Source organism: Pseudomonas sp. C1C7 (assembly GCF_013359595.1).
Taxonomy (GTDB): domain Bacteria; phylum Pseudomonadota; class Gammaproteobacteria; order Pseudomonadales; family Pseudomonadaceae; genus Aquipseudomonas.
The window spans coordinates 11,646-29,192 of sequence record NZ_JABFMP010000032.1; the positions used below are offsets into that span (position 1 = coordinate 11,646).

At 60.5% G+C, this 17,547-nt stretch carries 15 protein-coding genes; 7 read left to right on the plus strand and 8 right to left on the minus strand.

From position 1 onward, the window contains the following. Positions 1-19 precede the first annotated feature (19 nt). Positions 20-1,696 (minus strand): class II poly(R)-hydroxyalkanoic acid synthase, encoded by a 1,677-nt coding sequence (phaC, locus tag HNO86_RS22915; RefSeq protein ID WP_175379208.1) that lies wholly within the window; start codon positions 1,694-1,696, stop codon positions 20-22. Between the two features lie 319 nt (positions 1,697-2,015). Further along, positions 2,016-2,483 (minus strand): helix-turn-helix domain-containing protein, encoded by a 468-nt coding sequence (locus tag HNO86_RS22920; RefSeq protein ID WP_175379209.1) that lies wholly within the window; start codon positions 2,481-2,483, stop codon positions 2,016-2,018. A 99-nt stretch (positions 2,484-2,582) separates the two neighbouring features. Between HNO86_RS22920 and HNO86_RS22925 the strand changes: the two genes are divergently transcribed. Next, positions 2,583-3,872 (plus strand): MFS transporter, encoded by a 1,290-nt coding sequence (locus HNO86_RS22925; protein ID WP_175379210.1) that lies wholly within the window; start codon positions 2,583-2,585, stop codon positions 3,870-3,872. Between the two features lie 117 nt (positions 3,873-3,989). Here the strand turns inward: HNO86_RS22925 and HNO86_RS22930 are convergent, their stop codons facing one another. Continuing rightward, the gene (locus HNO86_RS22930) at positions 3,990-5,669 is read right to left on the minus strand and encodes an arylsulfatase (protein WP_175379211.1); all 1,680 of its coding nucleotides are present in this window, start codon (positions 5,667-5,669) and stop codon (positions 3,990-3,992) included. A 310-nt stretch (positions 5,670-5,979) separates the two neighbouring features. Here HNO86_RS22930 and HNO86_RS22935 point away from each other — a divergent pair, with 310 nt between their 5' ends. Further along, positions 5,980-6,969, plus strand: coding sequence for an AraC family transcriptional regulator (locus tag HNO86_RS22935; RefSeq protein WP_175379212.1), 990 nt, complete (start codon positions 5,980-5,982; stop codon positions 6,967-6,969). Positions 6,970-7,031: 62 nt separating this feature from the next. Here the strand turns inward: HNO86_RS22935 and HNO86_RS22940 are convergent, their stop codons facing one another. Beyond that, positions 7,032-8,255 (minus strand): OprD family porin, encoded by a 1,224-nt coding sequence (locus HNO86_RS22940; RefSeq protein ID WP_175379256.1) that lies wholly within the window; start codon positions 8,253-8,255, stop codon positions 7,032-7,034. 185 nt (positions 8,256-8,440) lie between these two features. Then, on the minus strand, positions 8,441-10,297 hold the full coding sequence (locus HNO86_RS22945) for a sigma-54-dependent Fis family transcriptional regulator (RefSeq protein ID WP_175379213.1): 1,857 nt from the start codon (positions 10,295-10,297) through the stop codon (positions 8,441-8,443). Positions 10,298-10,631: 334 nt separating this feature from the next. On the opposite strand from HNO86_RS22945, the gene pchA reads away from it, so the two are divergent. The 5 genes from pchA to HNO86_RS22970 are packed head-to-tail and all read left to right on the plus strand — an operon-like array spanning position 10,632 to position 15,210. Next, positions 10,632-12,116: a 4-hydroxybenzaldehyde dehydrogenase gene (gene pchA / locus HNO86_RS22950; protein ID WP_175379214.1), complete on the plus strand. Its 1,485-nt coding sequence runs from the start codon at positions 10,632-10,634 to the stop codon at positions 12,114-12,116. 46 nt (positions 12,117-12,162) lie between these two features. Next, the gene (locus HNO86_RS22955; RefSeq protein ID WP_175379215.1) at positions 12,163-12,498 is read left to right on the plus strand and encodes a cytochrome c; all 336 of its coding nucleotides are present in this window, start codon (positions 12,163-12,165) and stop codon (positions 12,496-12,498) included. 10 nt (positions 12,499-12,508) lie between these two features. Continuing rightward, positions 12,509-13,201: a hypothetical protein gene (locus HNO86_RS22960; RefSeq protein ID WP_175379216.1), complete on the plus strand. Its 693-nt coding sequence runs from the start codon at positions 12,509-12,511 to the stop codon at positions 13,199-13,201. 13 nt (positions 13,202-13,214) lie between these two features. After that, positions 13,215-14,780, plus strand: coding sequence for an FAD-binding oxidoreductase (locus HNO86_RS22965; RefSeq protein WP_175379217.1), 1,566 nt, complete (start codon positions 13,215-13,217; stop codon positions 14,778-14,780). A 58-nt stretch (positions 14,781-14,838) separates the two neighbouring features. Beyond that, complete coding sequence (locus HNO86_RS22970) at positions 14,839-15,210, plus strand: cytochrome c family protein (RefSeq protein WP_175379218.1); 372 nt, start codon at positions 14,839-14,841, stop codon at positions 15,208-15,210. 149 nt (positions 15,211-15,359) lie between these two features. Here the strand turns inward: HNO86_RS22970 and HNO86_RS22975 are convergent, their stop codons facing one another. From HNO86_RS22975 to pstB, 3 genes are all read right to left on the minus strand, one after another. After that, complete coding sequence (locus HNO86_RS22975; RefSeq protein WP_175379257.1) at positions 15,360-15,902, minus strand: hypothetical protein; 543 nt, start codon at positions 15,900-15,902, stop codon at positions 15,360-15,362. Between the two features lie 59 nt (positions 15,903-15,961). Beyond that, positions 15,962-16,660, minus strand: coding sequence for a hypothetical protein (locus HNO86_RS22980; RefSeq protein ID WP_175379219.1), 699 nt, complete (start codon positions 16,658-16,660; stop codon positions 15,962-15,964). A 95-nt stretch (positions 16,661-16,755) separates the two neighbouring features. Further along, positions 16,756-17,517, minus strand: a complete 762-nt coding sequence (pstB, locus tag HNO86_RS22985; protein ID WP_178131312.1) for a phosphate ABC transporter ATP-binding protein PstB — start codon at positions 17,515-17,517, stop codon at positions 16,756-16,758. Between the last annotated feature and the right edge of the window lie 30 nt (positions 17,518-17,547).

Genomic DNA, 17,547 nt, shown 5'->3' on the forward strand with positions numbered 1-17,547 from the left:
ACAGGGATCGGGTTTTGGCTTATCTCAAGTGCACGTAAGTCCCCGGCGCAGCCTCTCCCGCCGCATATCCCCGACTGCCCAATTTACGCGGCGCCTTCTTGCACTCTCCAGACCGTGCCTGTACCCACGCCAGCCAGTGCGGCCACCACGAGCCTGACTGTTCAGTCGCCGCATCCATCCACTCCTGAGCCTCTTCAGGCAATGTGCTGGCGGTCATGAAACGCGACTTGGGATTACCCGGCGGGTTGAGGACGCTCTGAATGTGCCCGCTGTTGGACACCACGAACTCGCCCTGACCGCCGAACAGATGCATGGAGCGGTAGCAGGCTTCCCACGGGGTGATGTGGTCGGTCATGCCGGCGATGCAGTAGAAGTCACAGGTCACCTGCGCCAGGTCGATCGGTGTGCCGCAAACCTCCATCGCACCAGCACGGGCGAAGGGGTTGTGCTGGTACATATCGATGAACTCGCCGTGCAGCGCGGCTGGCAGGTTGGTGGTGTCGTTGTTCCAGTACAGGACATCGAACGCCGGCGGTTCATTGCCAAGCAGGTAGTTGTTGATCCAGTAACTCCAGATCAGGTCATTGGGGCGCATCCAGGCGAAGACCTTGGCCAGCTCGCGGCCCTCCAGCACGCCAGTCTGATACGACCTGCGCTTGGCGGCCTCCAGGGTTTTCTCGTCGGCGAACAGCCCGACCTGCGTGTCCGGGCGAATGTCGAGCATGCTGACCGCGAGGGTGAAGGCATTGACCTTCGTCTCCTCCAGCGCGGCGTAATGCCCCAACAGCGAGGACATGGTGCAGCCGCCGGAACAGGCGCCGAAGATATTCAAATCGGTGCTGCCGGTGATCGCCAGAATGGCGTCGACCGCTTCCTTCAGGGCTTCGATGTAGCTGGAAAAACCCCACTCGCGCTGCGCCTTGCCCGGGTTGCGCCAGCTGATGACGAAAGCCTGGATTCCGTTGTCGAGCAAATAGCGGATCAGGCTCTTCTCCGGCGTCAGGTCGAACAGGTAGAACTTGTTGATCTGCGGCGGTACCACCAGCAACGGCCGCGCCTGGACTTGCTCGGTGCGGGGTTTGTACTGGATCAGTTCCAGCACCTCATTGCGAAACACCACCGCCCCTTCGGTGGTGCCCAGGTTGCGCCCGACTTCGAAAGCGGTCTTGTCTACCTGGCTGGGCATGCCGTTGTTGTCGATCAGGTCCCGGACCAGCTGCGAGAAGCCGTCCAGCACGCTCTTGCCGCCGGTTTCGAAGAAACGCTTGATTGCAGCCGGATTGGCCGGGGTGTTGGTCGGCGCCATCGCCTCGGTCAGCAGGCTGATGACGAACTGACCACGTTGCGCGTCCTGTTCGCTGAGGTTGCTGGTGCTGATCCAGTCGTTCATTTCCTGACACCAGGCCAGGTAGGTCTGCATGTAGCGACGGTACAGCGGATTGCGCTGCCAGGTCTTCTCGTCGAAACGCTTGTCCCCCGCCGCCGGCGCGAGCTGCGAGCGGTTGAGCAGGACATTCTTCAGCTCAACGCCGAACGCCGCCATGTGCCGGGCGCTGTGCACGGGTTGCTTCAACACTTGCCGCAGGACCATGCGCGCGGTGCCGACCAGATCGCGGCTGCGAGGACCGAACGCCGGGTTCAGGCTCAACGTGTGCATCGCGGCTTGCTGGGAGAGATCTTTATCTTTCTTGTTCAATGTGACGCTCCGGTAATGCAATGAGGACTGTGTAGCGAGGGCTTGCCCTGACGCGCTCCCTGTAGCAGCTGGCGCAGCCAGCTGCTACAGGTCCTGCTGTGGCTTGAGGGACCGGCATCAGGGCTTGCCCCGCAGAACGTGAGGAGCAGGTTAAGTCGAGAGGGGGACGGCCTATTTTTCATTTGGCGACAACGCTTTTTCAGTTCATGACAAGCGATGACCTTTGATCCGATGGTGAATGCTGTGAACCACACAAAACCCTGTGGGAGCGCGGCTTGCCCGCGAAGACGGCCGGACAGGCAACATCAATCTGCCCTCCTCACTCCCTTCCCGCCTCACCACCAACAACCTTCACCCGATGACAATCAGACGGCCCAACTTTCTGCCCACTCGATGAACGAACCTCAATCGGCATCAAAGCCTGGCCCGACTCGTTATCCAGCAGCACCGACCGCACCTCCTGCGGCTCGAACAGAAACCGCTCCCCCCACTGCCTGAGGCTCACCACCACCGGGAAAATCTCCCGCCCCTTATCCGTCAGGACGTATTCCTTGTACGCGCTGCCATCCGACGCCGGCCTTACGTCAAATACCCCCACCTCAACCAGCGTCTTCAGCCGCGACGCCAGAATGTTCTTGGCCACGCCCAGGCTTTTCTGAAACTCACTGAACCGGCCAATACCGTCAAATGCATCACGGATGATCATCAGCGACCAACGATCCCCGATGGCTTCCAGCGTTCTGGCGACCGGGCATTCGCGGCCGTCTGGCGAGTTGTCTTCTTCCATCTGCGTGCCCTGCACAATGTGGTTGCAATTTGAAACCTGATCCCGCAACAATGGAATCTGGTTTTCTATTGAAACCACTTTAACGCGATGGAGGCGAACATGACAGCAGATACCCGCTCAGCCACCCGACAACTCTCCAGACACCCTTCAGGGCTATCCCCGTCGCTCACGTTATTGTTCTCCATCACCTGCGCCCTGGCAGTCGCCAACGTCTACTTCGCACAACCGCTACTCGACTCAATGGCTCAGAGCCTGAACGTGGCCCCCTCGATGATCGGCGTCGTGGTGACCGCCACCCAAATGGGTTACGCGCTGGGCCTGCTGTTCATCGTTCCGCTGGGAGACCTGCTGAACCGCAAGCGGCTGATCCTGACGCAGCTACTGCTGTCGTCGGTGGCGCTCGCGGCGGTCGGTGCCGCGCAGCAGTGGCTGGCCCTGCTGGGCGCGATGATCATGATGGGCCTGCTGGCGGTGGTCGTTCAGGTACTGGTGGCCTACGCCGCTACCCTGGCAACACCGGCACAGCGCGGGCAGGCTGTCGGGACGGTCACCAGCGGCATTGTCCTGGGCATACTTCTGGCGCGATTTACGTCCGGCCTGATTGCAGACATCGCGGGCTGGCGCGCCGTCTACTTCGTGTCCTCAGGATTGATGCTGACCATCGCGGCGGTGCTGTGGAAAGTGATTCCCGTCACGACACCGCCAAGGCAACGCGAGACCTACCTGACACTGATCGGTTCACTCTTCAGACTCTTCGTCACCGAACCCACCTTGCGCATCAGGGGCCTGTTGGCCTTGCTGATCTTCGCCGCATTTTCCGTGCTCTGGACATCCATGGTGCTGCCATTGAGCGCCCCACCGCTGTCGCTTTCACACACGGCGATCGGCCTGTTCGGCTTGGCCGGCGTCGCCGGTGCCCTGGCCGCCAGAAGAGCCGGCCGCTGGGCCGATCAGGGCATGGGACAACGCGTGACCGGCATTTCGCTGGGGTTGCTGACGCTGTCCTGGCTGCCCATCTCGTTTGCCCAGACATCCCTGATCGCGCTGGCCTGTGGCGTCATGCTTCTGGACTTCGCCGTGCAAGCCGTACACGTCACCAACCAGAGCCTGATTTTTGCCGCACGCCCCGACGCCCATAGCCGCATGGTCGGTGCGTACATGTGCTTCTACTCGGCCGGCAGCGCGCTGGGCGCCGCAGCCGCGACTCAGGTTTATGCGTTATGGGGTTGGGTTGCGGTCAGTCTGCTGGGCGCCGTGATCAGCGCTGCTGCGCTGCTTGTGTGGTTTGTCGCGTTGCGTTTTTCAACGCCCGAAAGATCGCAGCCTTCGGCAGCTCCTACAGGTTCTATGCGCCGGCCGCAAAAAAGGTCTACGACACCAATCCTGTAGGAGCGAGCACGTTCGTGATGCAAGCCCGGACAACGCGGGGTATCAGGTCGCCTGCATCATCGTTGCCCTCCATCGCGAGTTCAGGCTCGCTCCCACAGGATGTTGGCCGTTGGCCTCTTACTTGAAGCAGAACTCATAGAGACAGGTCTGGAACCCATACTTGAGGTCGAACTTGCCATCGAGCACGTTGTTCTCCTTCGCGTACTGGTCCCACGCGACCAGCATTTCCTTCATTTTTGCCGGCTCGGCGCGGGAAAGGTCGCGGCTTTCGGTCGGGTCGTTCTTGAGGTTGTACAGCTGCCAGTCTGCGTTGCCGTAAGGTGGGTTGACGAAGGTGATTTTCCAATCGCCCTTGCGCAGTGCCTTGCGGCCGAACAATTCCCAGCCGATCTGACGCTGGGCCATCGCCTGACCTTCCAGCAACGGCCGCATGCTCTTGCCGCTGATGGTCTGCACCGGACGGCCATGAAAGGTTTTGCCCAGTGCAGGAACACCGGCCAGGTCCAGCAAGGTCGGCATCAGGTCCATCACATGGACCACGTCGCTATTGAGTGTTCCTTGCAGGTGGGCCTTCTTCAGCATTTTCGCGCTGATGATCGCCGGTGCACGAATGCCGCCCTCGTTGGTGAAGCCTTTGAAGAACGGATACGGGGTAGAACTGACCTGAGCCCACTGTGCACCATAGTCGGCATAGGAGCCTTTGTGACCGAGGTTCTTCAGGCTGTTATCGAAGTCACTGGCGAGCCATTCCTTGTTACCGGGCAGATCGATCGGGCTATTGCCATCGGCACCGTTGTCGGAGATGAACACGATGAAGGTGTTGTCCAGCTTTCCGGTTTTTTCCAGGTACTGCAGCAGACGACCGATGTGGTAGTCCATGTTGGACACCATCGCCGCATAGATTTCCATGTTGCGTGATTCACGCTGGCGCTGCTCATCGCTCAATTGGTCCCAGTTCGGGAGACCCTTGGCCATTGGCGTGTTGGGCGTGGTGTCGGTCGCGACGATCCCGAGCTGTTTCTGACGCTCCAGACGCGCCTGACGAATCGGCTCATAGCCTGCGTCGTAACGCCCCTTGTATTTATCCAGCCAGTCATCCGGCGCATGCAATGGCCAATGAGGTGCGGTGTAAGACAAGACAGCCATGAAAGGCTTGCCATTGGCTTTGTCGGCGTCGATGTAATCAATCAACCGATCGGTATAGAACTCGCTGGAGTAGAAGCCCTTGGGCACTTCCACCTGTTTACCGTCTTCGCGATAAATCGCTTTCGGGTCCTTGGCGATGATCGCGTGCTGGTCATCAAAGTGGCTGGCGCCGCCCTGTACCAGAATGAAGGAGCGGTCAAATCCACGGGCCTTCGGACTGGATTCCTCGGTGCGCCCCAAGTGCCACTTACCGGTGGTGTAAGTGTTGTAACCCGCGTCCTGAAGCACCTGCCCGACCGTGACCATACGCTCGTTCAAGTAACCCTCATAACCAGGCTTGCCTTGCTGGAACGGCTGAAGCAGCTCGCCCATGTTCCCCAAACCAGCGACATGGCTGTCGGCACCGGAGAGCATCATCGCCCGGGTCGGCGAACAGGTAGGCGCCGTATGGAAGTTGCTCAGGCGTACACCCTCCTGGGCAAGCGAGTCGATATTCGGGGTGCTGATTTCACCACCGAAGCTGCCCAGGTCGCTGTAGCCCAGGTCATCGGCAACGATGATCAGGAAGTTCGGGCGCTCATCCGCGGCCATGGCTGCCTGGCTGCATACGGCAACCAGCAGGGCAAGCAAGAGATTGGTCATCCGGCTCATTGGGTGGTTTTCTCCGTTGTTATTATTGGCTGAGCCGGCAGTATGCGAAGGCCCGGGCGTGAGCCGATAACGCGGTTGCGCAAGCGCTTATTCACCTGCGTCGTTATTTTCCCGGACAGCTGGGGAAGCGGTTGAGCGTGATTCATCATGGGCTGCATTCGGGAGGTGCTGGCTTGGCCGGACGCATGGTAGTAGCCGGTCCTGAACCTGCAGTACAAGATAACGAACTCGCACGCTTGCGCCTGCCTGGACACATTGGCAGGCCACCCAACCGATCACCCCGGACAAAACAAGAAAAAAGGTTACGGTGATGAACACGACCACTATCGGCGGCCTCTCCCCTCCCAAAAACATTCCCTTTGCAGCGGAGCCCGTACTGCGCTCGCGCAACATCGAAGATGCCGAGGCGCTGCTCAACAACCATCTGGAAGAACGCCGGATCAGCCTTGGCGGACGGGGGACCCTGGACATCGACTTCACCCTGCAGTCCTTGCCGCAGATGAAGTTGTTCGGAGCGCAGTGGGGCCGCGAAGTGCGTGTGAGCTCAAGTCCCTTGAACAGCTGGCACGGGATTTTGCCCTTGCAAGGTACGATCAGCAGTCGTCCCGATGGGCTGCAGGCGAATGCAGGTGAGCTGCTGGTTTTCAGCCCCGGGCATGAGGTGGATGTCACCTGGCATGAAGGCGTCAAGGCGATCGTCATTACGCTGGATGCCGGATTGCTGGTCGATCACCTGGAACGCCACCATCAGACCCACGCGCTTCAGTGTCCGACCGGGACACTGTTGTTCGACAGAGATCATCGTGCCTTGCAGAGCCTGGGCAGCCTGCTGCGCCTGGTAGACAGCGAAACCGGCAACGCCTCGGGTTTGCTGGCAAACCCCACCAGCCAGTCCCATGTGCAACACCTGTTTTGCGAGAACCTGCTGCAGTTGATCCCCAGCTTGCACGCCGAGCCGCAACGTCGCCTGTTGCCGGGCACGGTGAAACGGGTGATCGATTACATCCATGCCCATCTCGACCAACCGCTGGACATCGCGCAACTGGTCAGCATCAGCGGGACGAGTCGGCGTAGTCTGGAACAGGCGTTTCGCAACGGCCTGGGGACCAGCCCGCAGCGCTATATTCAGAGCTGCCGACTGCTGGCAGTACGCAAGGTATTGCAGAAGCATCAACCCGGAGATCTGCAGCTATCGGCCTTGGCATTTCACTGGGGTTTTGCGCAACCCAGCCACTTCACCGCCGCCTACAAGCAGGCTTTCGGTGAGTTGCCATCGCAAACGCTGGCCAAGCCGCTCTGATTTTTTCATCGACGGCGTCATGACAATCAGGTCGCTCTACCCGGAGCGACCACCATCCCGATCTACCAGAACTTCCAGGTGTAAGTGGTCATCACCCGGTTTTCGTCATAGTCGTTGCCATGCTTGAACTGGGCATTGATGTTGCGCCACTCCATCCCCACACCCTTCAATGGCCCACTCTGAATCACATACGCCAGGAACAGGTCGCGCTCGCTTTCAGCGCTGTCACTCAGATCACCACCGCGATCAATGCCGGTACCGCGAATGTAACGGGTGGTCAGGGTCAGTCCGGGCATCCCCATGGCCGCGAAGTCATAGTCGTAACGGGCCTGCCAGGAACTCTCGTTGGGCTTGATGAAAGCCACGGCTGACCAGTTCACCAGATAGGGTTGCGGGGCGAAGCCATTCAGGGTCGGGAAGGTGCTGTCGCCCAGCATGCGTTGGTAACCCACGCCGAAACCATGTCCGCCTTTTTTCAAGGTGGTCATGACACCGTAGGAGCGGTTGTCGATTTTGCCGTACAGCGCGTCCCCCGCTTCCTTGTTGTTGAAGTAGCGAAGATCGGTCTTCAGGCGGTAGCCGTCACCCAGGTCGGAATTGAGTGTCAGGCCCAGGTAATGCTGCCGGTAAATGTCCTCCAGTTGCCCGTAAAAATAGCTGGCCGACAGGTTGGGACCGAAGGCGTAGGTGGCGCCGGCGAAGTCCAGGCCATCGCTGGGGTAGCGCGGCCCGCCGGGCCTGGTGAACAGGTACATCTTTTCGCTGTTGGAGGATTCGCGGGTACTGATCTCGGTGAATCGCCCGCCCGTCAGGGTCAGGTCGTCTATCTCGTTGGACTTGATCACGGCACCGTGGAAGGTAGTCACCAACTGCCGGGAATCGTCCTGAAAGGCGACCGGGAGCGTCGGCCGGTGCTCACCGATTTTCAGCTCGGTCTTCGACCAGCGAACCTTGGCGGTCAGCGCTGCCCGGCCGTAGTCCCTGGCCTGCTCCTGCTTGCTTTGGCTGTAGGGCAAGACGCTGTCCGGGCCACGACCGCCGCCACCGTCAAGGCGATAGGCGTATTGCGCGGCCGCATCGAGACCGAACTCCAGCGGCCCCTGGGTATAACCGGAGGTAAAGCGCAGATCGAAACCCTGGCTCCAACTGCCATCGCGCGAGGTTCTCGGGTTATCGCCCTTGAAGTCGCGGTCGACATAAAAATTGCGCAATCCAAGGTTCAACTGACTGTCTTCGACAAAGTCGGCTTGCGCAGCCAACGGCATCATCACCCCGATCAGCCCCATGGCCTTCAGGTGTTTCGCAGCACAATACACAGGACGCGGCACAGCGGTGTACATCGGGTTCATGGCTACCTCTACACATTTTTATTGTTGTTGTAGAGGTTCAGTATCCGCAGCCTGCCCCCAGGCCGTTATCGTCTGCGCGTGGTGACTAGCGGCGCAGCGCAGGTATTACAAGCCGGACGGCGTTAACTGCCCTTGAGTCGATAACTGACTTGCGCGCGGCTCATGCCGAGCATCTGCGCGGCCGCCGTGATGTTGCCGCCAGAGCGTTCCATGGCCAGGCGCACCAGGTGCAGTTCGATATCTGCCAGGGGTGTATTCAGCACTCGCTGACTTCCGGAAACGAAGGCCTGCAAGCCTTCCAGCATCGGCTCGTGAATGGCTTTTGCCCCACTGCCCTCCTCCATCGAGCAAGCGGGTGCCCGCACCTTATCGGGCACTTCATCACGACGCTCGACAGCCGACAGCCGCCCCTCGGGAGTCAGGCCGATCGCCGTGTCCATCAACGGCGCGCCGACTTCGGCCAGATGCACGATGTCGATGACCTCGCCATCACCGGCACTGATCACGCCGCGCTCGATCAGGTTCTGCAGTTCACGAATATTGCCGGGAAACCGATACGTGAGCAGCGCGTTGACCAGCCTCGTACTGAAGCCCGCCAACCGACGTCCGTGACGCTGGGTGAAATGACGCAGAAAGTAGCTCATCAGCAACGGGATATCTTCGCGACGCTCGCGCAACGGCGGCAGATGAATGGGGAACACATTGAGTCGGTAGAACAGGTCTTCCCGGAAACGCCCCGCCTCGACTTCACGACGCAGATCCAGGTTGGTCGCGGCGATGACCCGTACATCCACCCGAATCGGCACGGTGCCGCCGACGCGCTCGATTTCGCCTTCCTGCAACGCGCGCAGAATCTTGCTCTGGGCACTGAGGCTCAAGGTCGCAATTTCGTCGAGGAACAACGTCCCGCCATGGGCCCGCTCGAAACGACCGGGACGCGAACGCTCGGCCCCGGTAAAGGCGCCACGCTCGACCCCGAACAGCTCGGCCTCCACGAGGTTCTCCGGCAAGGTCGCGCAGTTGAGTGCCACAAGCGGCAGATGCTGCCGGGAACTGGCCTGGTGCAGCGACCGGGCGAACAGTTCCTTGCCGACACCCGATTCCCCGGTCAACAACACCGTCGCCTGGGTCGGCGCGACCCGGTGCAGTAATTGCGTGGCCACCACGAACGCTGCCGAAATGCCCACCAGCGGTTTGCTGTCGTCGGCGTCCTCAAGCTCGGCAACGCGGGTCTCGGTGCCCGAGGCATAGGTGCTACGACTGAGAAAGTCACCGGGATCCAGATAAGCCAGGTCGACATCGATGTCGTCCCACTGATCGGCCGGTTTGCCAACGATGCGGCAGGCCGGATGGCCCATCGAGCGGCACTCAAGCTCACGAAACACGACCAGCCGCCCCAGCAGGGACGAGGCGTAACCGCTGGCGTAACCGATTTCCATCCAGCAGGCCGGCTCGCCGCCCAGGCCATAGGCGGCAATGTGTTCGTCGTCTTCCAGTGAGTTGTGCCAGAGGAATTCGGAATAGAAATGACCGACGCCGGAGTCGATCTCGAAGCGCACCACCTCGACGTTGACCATGCCTTCGAGCATGTGCAGCCGCGGCCCGGCGCTATACAAGCTGGCGTCGTCACCGTCTGGCCACTGTTCGCTGACTTGCGCGGCGTCACGGGCGCCGGCCTGCCAGCCAATGCGCGTGAGCAGGCCACGTGCCTTGTCGAATCCCAAAGCCTCAATCAGCTCGCGGCGGATGGACCCGAACGCAGAGCCTTGCATCAGCATCATGCGCTGGCCGCACAACCAGATACTGCCATCCTGCGGAGCGAACGCCACGGTCTGCGCCAATTGCTCGGCCGAGGGCAGGCCGCTGGTTCCGAACTGACTGGCGCGGTCGACGATCAGGCGCTTGTGCCGGCCTAGCATCTGCTTGAGGAAGTCTTCGTCGGCGGGACGGCCGGTCTTGGTAGACGGAGTTCGAGTCATGGAAAGTCAACGCGAGGCAGTCAGGTGACCGATGAGTATGCCCCGCCGTCCTCTCGGGTCAATCCACTGATGATCATCCGGGCCGGTTACCTGTCCGATAACCGCACAGGTTCTGCTCCCCCGAAGATGGAACGTCGAGCTTTCAACAAGCGGCGAATTCTCTGCATAAATTTCTGCAAAACGGCTTTCCAGTCAGCGCCCACGGCACGCTTCGCGCAACCATAAACAAACGTATCCAACTGTTTTAAAAGGAAATTAATCCGATAAACCGACATGGCACGATAAGTGTTAACGGGCACCTGCGCACTTTAATAAAAAGAGAGGTGACCTCGACATGACTACTCCACACGCCATTCGCCCTGCCTATCAGAGCCTTGAATTGCAGCCACTCGCCGGTCAATGGCGAGCCGGCAGCACCGATCGGCCGCTTGATGTGTTTGACCCCTTTACCCAGACGCGCTTGCTGCAAATCACCTTGGCCAATCGCGACGACCTCGACGCTGCCTACCGCAAGGCACGCGAAACTCAAGAAGATTGGGCAACCAAAGGGCCGGCCGAACGTGGCCAGGTGCTGCTTAACGCGGTGAAAATCTTCGACGAACGCCGTGAAGAAATCATCGACTGGATCATCCGCGAGTCCGGCAGCACACGCGTCAAGGCGCAGATCGAATGGGGCGCCGCCCGCGCCATTACCCTGGAGTCCGCCAGCCTGCCTGGCCGTGTTCATGGGCGCATTCTTGCCTCCAACATTCCCGGCAAGGAAAGCCGCGTGTATCGCAGGCCTTTGGGCGTCATCGGTGTGATCAGCCCGTGGAACTTCCCGTTCCACCTGACCGCCCGCTCACTGGCACCGGCCCTGGCGCTGGGCAACGCAGTGGTGGTCAAACCGGCCAGCGACACCCCGGTCACCGGCGGCCTGTTGCTGGCGCGCATCTTCGAGGAAGCCGGGTTGCCGGTCGGCGTGCTCAGCGTGGTGGTCGGCTCCGGCGCGGAAATCGGCGACGCCTTCGTCGAGCACCCGGTCCCGGCGTTCATTTCCTTCACCGGTTCGACTCAGGTCGGACGCAACATCGGCCGTATCTCCAGCAGCGGTGAATACCTCAAGCACGTTGCCCTGGAGTTGGGTGGCAACAGTCCATTCGTGGTCCTGGCCGATGCCGACGTTGAGCTGGCCGTCAGTGCCGCCGTGGTGGGCAAGTTCCTCCACCAGGGGCAAATCTGCATGGCGATCAACCGCATCATCGTCGAAGAGCCGCTGCTGGAAACCTTCACCCGCCGATTCGTCGAACGCGTCAAGGCACTGCCCTGTGGCGACCCGAACGATGCGGACACCGTGGTGGGCCCGGTGATCAATCAAAAGCAGCTGGCGGGACTTCAGGAGAAGATCGCCACCGCCCAGGCTGAAGGCGCAACGTTGTTGGTTGGCGGACAAGCCCAGGGCAACGTTTTGCCGCCGCACGTGTTCGGCCAGGTCACCGCCGACATGGAGATCGCCCGGGAAGAAATCTTTGGCCCGCTGGTCGGCATCCAGTGCGCTCGTGACGCCGCGCATGCCCTTGAATTGGCCAACAACAGTGAATACGGACTCTCAAGCGCGGTGTTCACCTCCAGCCTGGAGCGTGGCGTGCAGTTCGCCCAGCGCATCCACGCCGGCATGACCCACGTCAACGACATCCCGGTCAATGACGAACCCAACGCACCCTTCGGTGGTGAAAAGAACTCGGGGCTGGGTCGCTTCAACGGCGACTGGGCGATCGACGAATTCACCACCGACCACTGGATCACCCTGCAGCACGCGCCAAGAGCGTATCCGTTCTGAGCAAGACCCCATGAACCCACATTCCAATAAGAAAGCGGAGTACGAAATGTCTTCACTCCTCAACCGCCCAGTGCTGAAACGGACCCTGTCCGCCTGCCTTGCCCTGCCCTTTTTCGTGCTGGCGGGTACTGCGGCTGCCGATGGCGACGGCGTCTGGAAAGGCGGAGAAAACGTCTATGCCAAGGTGTGCGGTCACTGCCACGAAAAACAGGTCGGACCGCAAATCACCGGGCGCCAGCTGCCAGCACCGTACATCACCGCAATCGTGCGCAACGGTTTTCGGGCCATGCCGGCCTTCCCCGCCTCGTTCATCGACGATGACTCGCTGCAACAGGTCGCCGAGTACATTTCCAGAACGCCAGCCCCGGCGGCCAAGCCGTGAGGAGCCAGCCATGAACATCGAACGTCGCACGGTACTGAAGGGCCTGGCCTTGAGCGGTCTGGCCGGTGTCGCCATGAGCAGCTCCGGACTGAGCATGGCCAATAGCGTCTTGGGCACTCGGACGGGGTTGGCATTGCCGACCCTGGTGCTGGTCAACAATGAGGTGGCCGAGTCGGTCTTTCTCCAGGGCGTCGCCGCGAGCCTTGCGGGCAAGCAGGTCAAGGTGCAGCACACCGATCTGGGGTTGGACTTCATCCAGGGGTTCGACAAACGCCTGCGCAGCGGCCAGCCACAACGCATCATCGGTCTGGTCGACGATGCCAGTGCCGCACTGATCGTTGATCTGGCCCGCAGCGCTGGCGCACGCGTGCAGTGGCTGGGCCAGCACCACGCAACGACCGGCACGTCACAGCACCGTTTGCTCAGTGCCGAAGCCGCCAGTGGTTGCGCCCCGCGAATGGGCCTGAGCCTGAATGCCTGCGGCACCGGCTTCAGCCTGACCGAACACCGTCTGCATGGCCTGCAACCTCCGTTGCAGGTGTCTGCGGCTGCCCGCAACAACGTTGGCTCAGATCAGTGGGCAGCCACCTTGGGCTACACCCTCGCAACCCTGGGTTCCAGCCATGACGGGCAGCCTCCCCTGATTACCCGCCAACCCTCGTCGCTGACCGGTAATTTCGTTTCGTTTTCGATCCAGGCATGAAGGAGCTCATCCAATGACTGAAACCAACAAAACCCTGCTCCCGCGCGGCGTCGACAGCGCAAACTTCGATCGGGCCATCGCCAGCTTTCGCAAACTGCTGGGCGATGAAAACGTCCTGGTCAAGGACGATCAACTGATCCCCTACGCCAAGATCATGATGGCCGTGGACAATGCCGAGCACACGCCATCCGCCGCCGTGACCGCCACCACCGTCGAACAGGTGCAAGGCGTGGTGAAGATCTGCAATGAACACAAGATCCCGGTGTGGACCATCTCCACCGGGCGCAACTTCGGTTACGGCTCCGCAGCACCCGGCCAACGCGGTCAGATCATTCTCGACCTGAAGAAAATGAACAAAATCCTCCACGTCGACCCCGAGCTGTGCACCGCTCTGGTCGAACCGGGTGTGACCTATCAGCAGCTTTACGACTACATCCAGGAACGCAATCTGCCCTTGATGCTGTCGTTCTCTGCGCCGTCGGCCATCGCAGGCCCGTTGGGCAATACCATGGATCGCGGCGTGGGTTACACCCCCTACGGCGAACACTTTCTGATGCAGTGCGGCATGGAAGTGGTGCTGGCCAACGGTGATGTGTATCGCACCGGCATGGGCGGCGTGAAAGGCGACAACGCCTGGCAGGTTTTCAAGTGGGGTTATGGTCCGACCCTGGACGGCATGTTCACCCAGGCGAACTACGGTATTTGCACGAAGATGGGCTTTTGGCTGATGCCAAAACCTCCCGTCTTCAAACCGTTCGAGATCAAATTCGAGAACGAATCGGACATCGCGGAAATCGTCGAATTCATCCGCCCGTTGCGCATCGCCCAGGTCATTCCCAACTCGGTGGTGATCGCGGGCGTGCTCTGGGAAGCATCGACCTGCAACACCCGCCGTTCCGACTACACCAGCGAGCCGGGCGCGACTTCCGATGCGATCCTCAAGCAGATCCAGAAGGACAAGAACCTCGGCGCCTGGAACGTCTACGCCGCTCTGTACGGCACCCAGGAGCAGGTCGACGTCAACTGGAACATCGTCACCGCCGCCCTGAAGCAACTGGGCAAAGGCCGGATCGTCACCCAGGAAGAGGCTGGCGACACCCAGCCTTTCAAGTACCGCGCCCAGCTGATGTCCGGCGTGCCTAACCTGCAGGAATTCGGTCTGTACAACTGGCGTGGCGGCGGTGGCTCGATGTGGTTTGCGCCGGTGAGCCAGGCCCGTGGCAGCGAGTGCGACAAACAGCAGGCGCTGGCCAAGAAGACTCTCAACAAGCACGGCCTGGACTATGTCGGCGAGTTCATCGTCGGCTGGCGCGACATGCACCACGTCATCGACGTGCTCTACGACCGTACCAACCTCGAAGAAACCAGACGCGCCAACGCCTGCTTTGCCGAATTGCTCGATGTATTCGAGAAGGAAGGCTACGCCGTGTATCGCGTCAACACCGCCTTCCAGGAGCGGGTTGCGCAGAGCTACGGCCCGGTGAAACGCAAGCTTGAACATGTCATCAAGCGGGCGCTGGACCCCAACAACATTCTTGCACCGGGCAAGTCGGGCATCGACCTCGCCAATACATTCTGATCGATCCAAAGGCTGCGCCGGGACTCTCTGGCGCAGCCTTCAATTCCCAGGACACGTAATGACTTACACACAATTGCTGGTCGCCAGCAGCCTTCTGCTGGCCGCCCCTCTGACATTCGCCCAGGGTGACGTTACTCAAGGCAAAGCGCTTTTCAGCACCCAATGCGGCTTCTGCCACAGCCCGGACGCGGGCAAGAACCTGATGGGGCCGAGCCTGCACGGCGTGTTCGACCGCAACAGCGCCCAGGCCCCCGCCTTCACCTATTCCGCCGCCCTGAAAGGCGCCGGGCTGAAATGGAACGACGCCAACCTGGACAAGTGGCTGACAAACCCCGCCAGCCTGGTGCCTGGCAACATGATGATGTTTCCGGGTCAGGCCGATGCGCAGAGTCGCCAGCACCTCATCGCCTATCTGAAGAGTCTGCACTAACCCAAATACGCTCCTACAGGGGGCATTCGCCAACTGTGGGAGCCTGCTCGCGATAAATGTCCTGACGACGCGCTCCATCAGACAGCCCGCGTCATCGTTGACCACCATCGCGAGCAGGCTCGCTCCCACAGGTTTTATGTGTCGGCAATTCAGCTTGCGTAGGCTATGCCCTGCTGACGAGCCACCACCGCCTGGACCTCAGCCACCGAATCCAGAACTCGCTGTGCCCAGCTCGCATCATCCGGACGCACGACCACGACCCGAAATCCGTGGTCATGCCCCTCGGCTTTTACCCCTTCGGAATCATCGACATGCAGGTCGATATCGAACGCTGTCGGAAGCTTCGAAGGAGAGTTCACCATCCCCCGCTCGGTCAGGGCCTGGTTATGCCGAACACTGTTGACCACGCCGTCGACGTGGATTCCGTACAGCAACAGCCAGCGCCTGATGTAGGCCGGTGTGCGACCGGACGAGGTGTAGACCCAGATGCTGCAGCCCTGGCGACGCAACTCGCGGGTCAAAGAGCGTGTTCCGATGCGCAGCGGTTCGCCCAGCCAGCGATGCACGAAATCCGGCATCGGGCCTGGCTCGACGTCGCTGTGGTGCGGCAGGCAGGCCAGGGTGTCGTCGATATCAAACGAAACCCGAATGCGCTGACGTCTGAACATCTGCGGCGCGATACAATCTTTCATTGCCTGCCATGCCTGATCCGTGATTTCCCGGCATTTTTCGAGCATTGGGTAGGTATTCATCAAGCGCCTCCCTGATAGGCAGGAGAGAGTTTTCTGCTCAGGAAAAACCGCTTCGGATCCGGAGACTGCTCTTCGAGGAAAGCTGCGTATTTCTTCTTGATCTTGGGCAATTCAAATAACGCCTTGACGCCATGCTTGGCGGAGTTTCGGATGACCGACGAGGGATTGAAGTAACCCTTGGCATTGTCCAGGGTCAGTACGAACGGAGGCAGCCCGGCGCGCATCAGCAGGTAGCTGACGATGAGCGAGCCGCTGCGATTGTTGCCTTCGATGAACAGCTGCGGTTTGCTGAGAATCCGCACATAGACACCGGCCGCACGCTTCCAGGGCGATTCGCCGTGATGGGCGCTGTACCAGTTGAACAGGCTCTTGATGCCACCTTCCACGTCGTTGAAAAAGTGCGCCTCGGTGGCCGCCAGGTGTGGCGCGAATTCCAGTCGGCGAACAGGGTCTCGGCCGCACAGAACGGTGGCATTGATTTCCAGCATCAGATTCAGTTGCTGCAAATCGAACAGGTCGACACCCCGTGCGACGTAGTCGTCGATCAGGGCGTAGCCCTCCACCACATTCATCAGTACTTCGTCGGTGAAGGGATCACGGGGCTCGGTGAAGTGTTCGCTCAGTTCAGCGAAGCGATACTGCACCTCACGCAGGGCGCGCTCAATCGCGGGCAAATCAAGACGACGCGGTGCAGACATTGGCAAACCTGAAAAAAGTGTGAGACGAAGACAACCCTATGGACGAAAAAACCGTATAGCCGCGAGCGGTATACGGTTTTTGACGCACGTTCGGTTTAGCTGAACTTGCCGCTGATGTAATCCTCGGTCATCTGCTCGCGCGGGCTGCCGAAAATCTGCGTGGTCGCCCCCATCTCCACCAGATAGCCGGTGCGTGTTCCCTGGGAAATATCCACCGAGAAGAAAGCCGTGGTGTCGGCGACACGGATGGCCTGCTGCATGTTGTGGGTCACCAGGGCGATGGTGTAGTCCTTCTTCAACTCGACCATCAACTCCTCGACGCGGCGAGTGGCGATCGGGTCGAGTGCCGAGCACGGTTCATCCAGCAACAGGACTTCAGGCTCGGTGGCGATGGCGCGAGCGATACACAGGCGCTGCTGTTGGCCACCGGAGAGGGACAGACCGCTGACCTTGAGCTTGTCCTTGACCTCATCCCACAGTGCGGCGCCCTGCAGGGCGTGCTTGACGCGGTCGCCCAGATCGCCCTTGTAGCGATTCAGGCGCAGGCCGAAAGCGACGTTGTCGAAGATGCTCATCGAGAACGGGTTCGGCTGCTGGAACACCATGCCGATGTAGCGACGCACGACCACCGGATCCACGCCCTTGCCGTAAACGTCCTGCCCGAGGAAATGTACATGGCCGTCGAAGCGAAAGCCCCTCACCAGGTCATTCATCCGGTTCAGGCTGCGCAGCACGGTACTCTTGCCGCAGCCCGAAGGACCGATGAAGCCGGTGATCTTGTTCTTTTCGATCGGCACGTGGCTATCACGTACCGCCAGGAAGTTGCCGTAGAAAATCTTGTCCAGTTTGCAGTCCATGACCACCGGAGACTTGGTCTCGACAGGGGC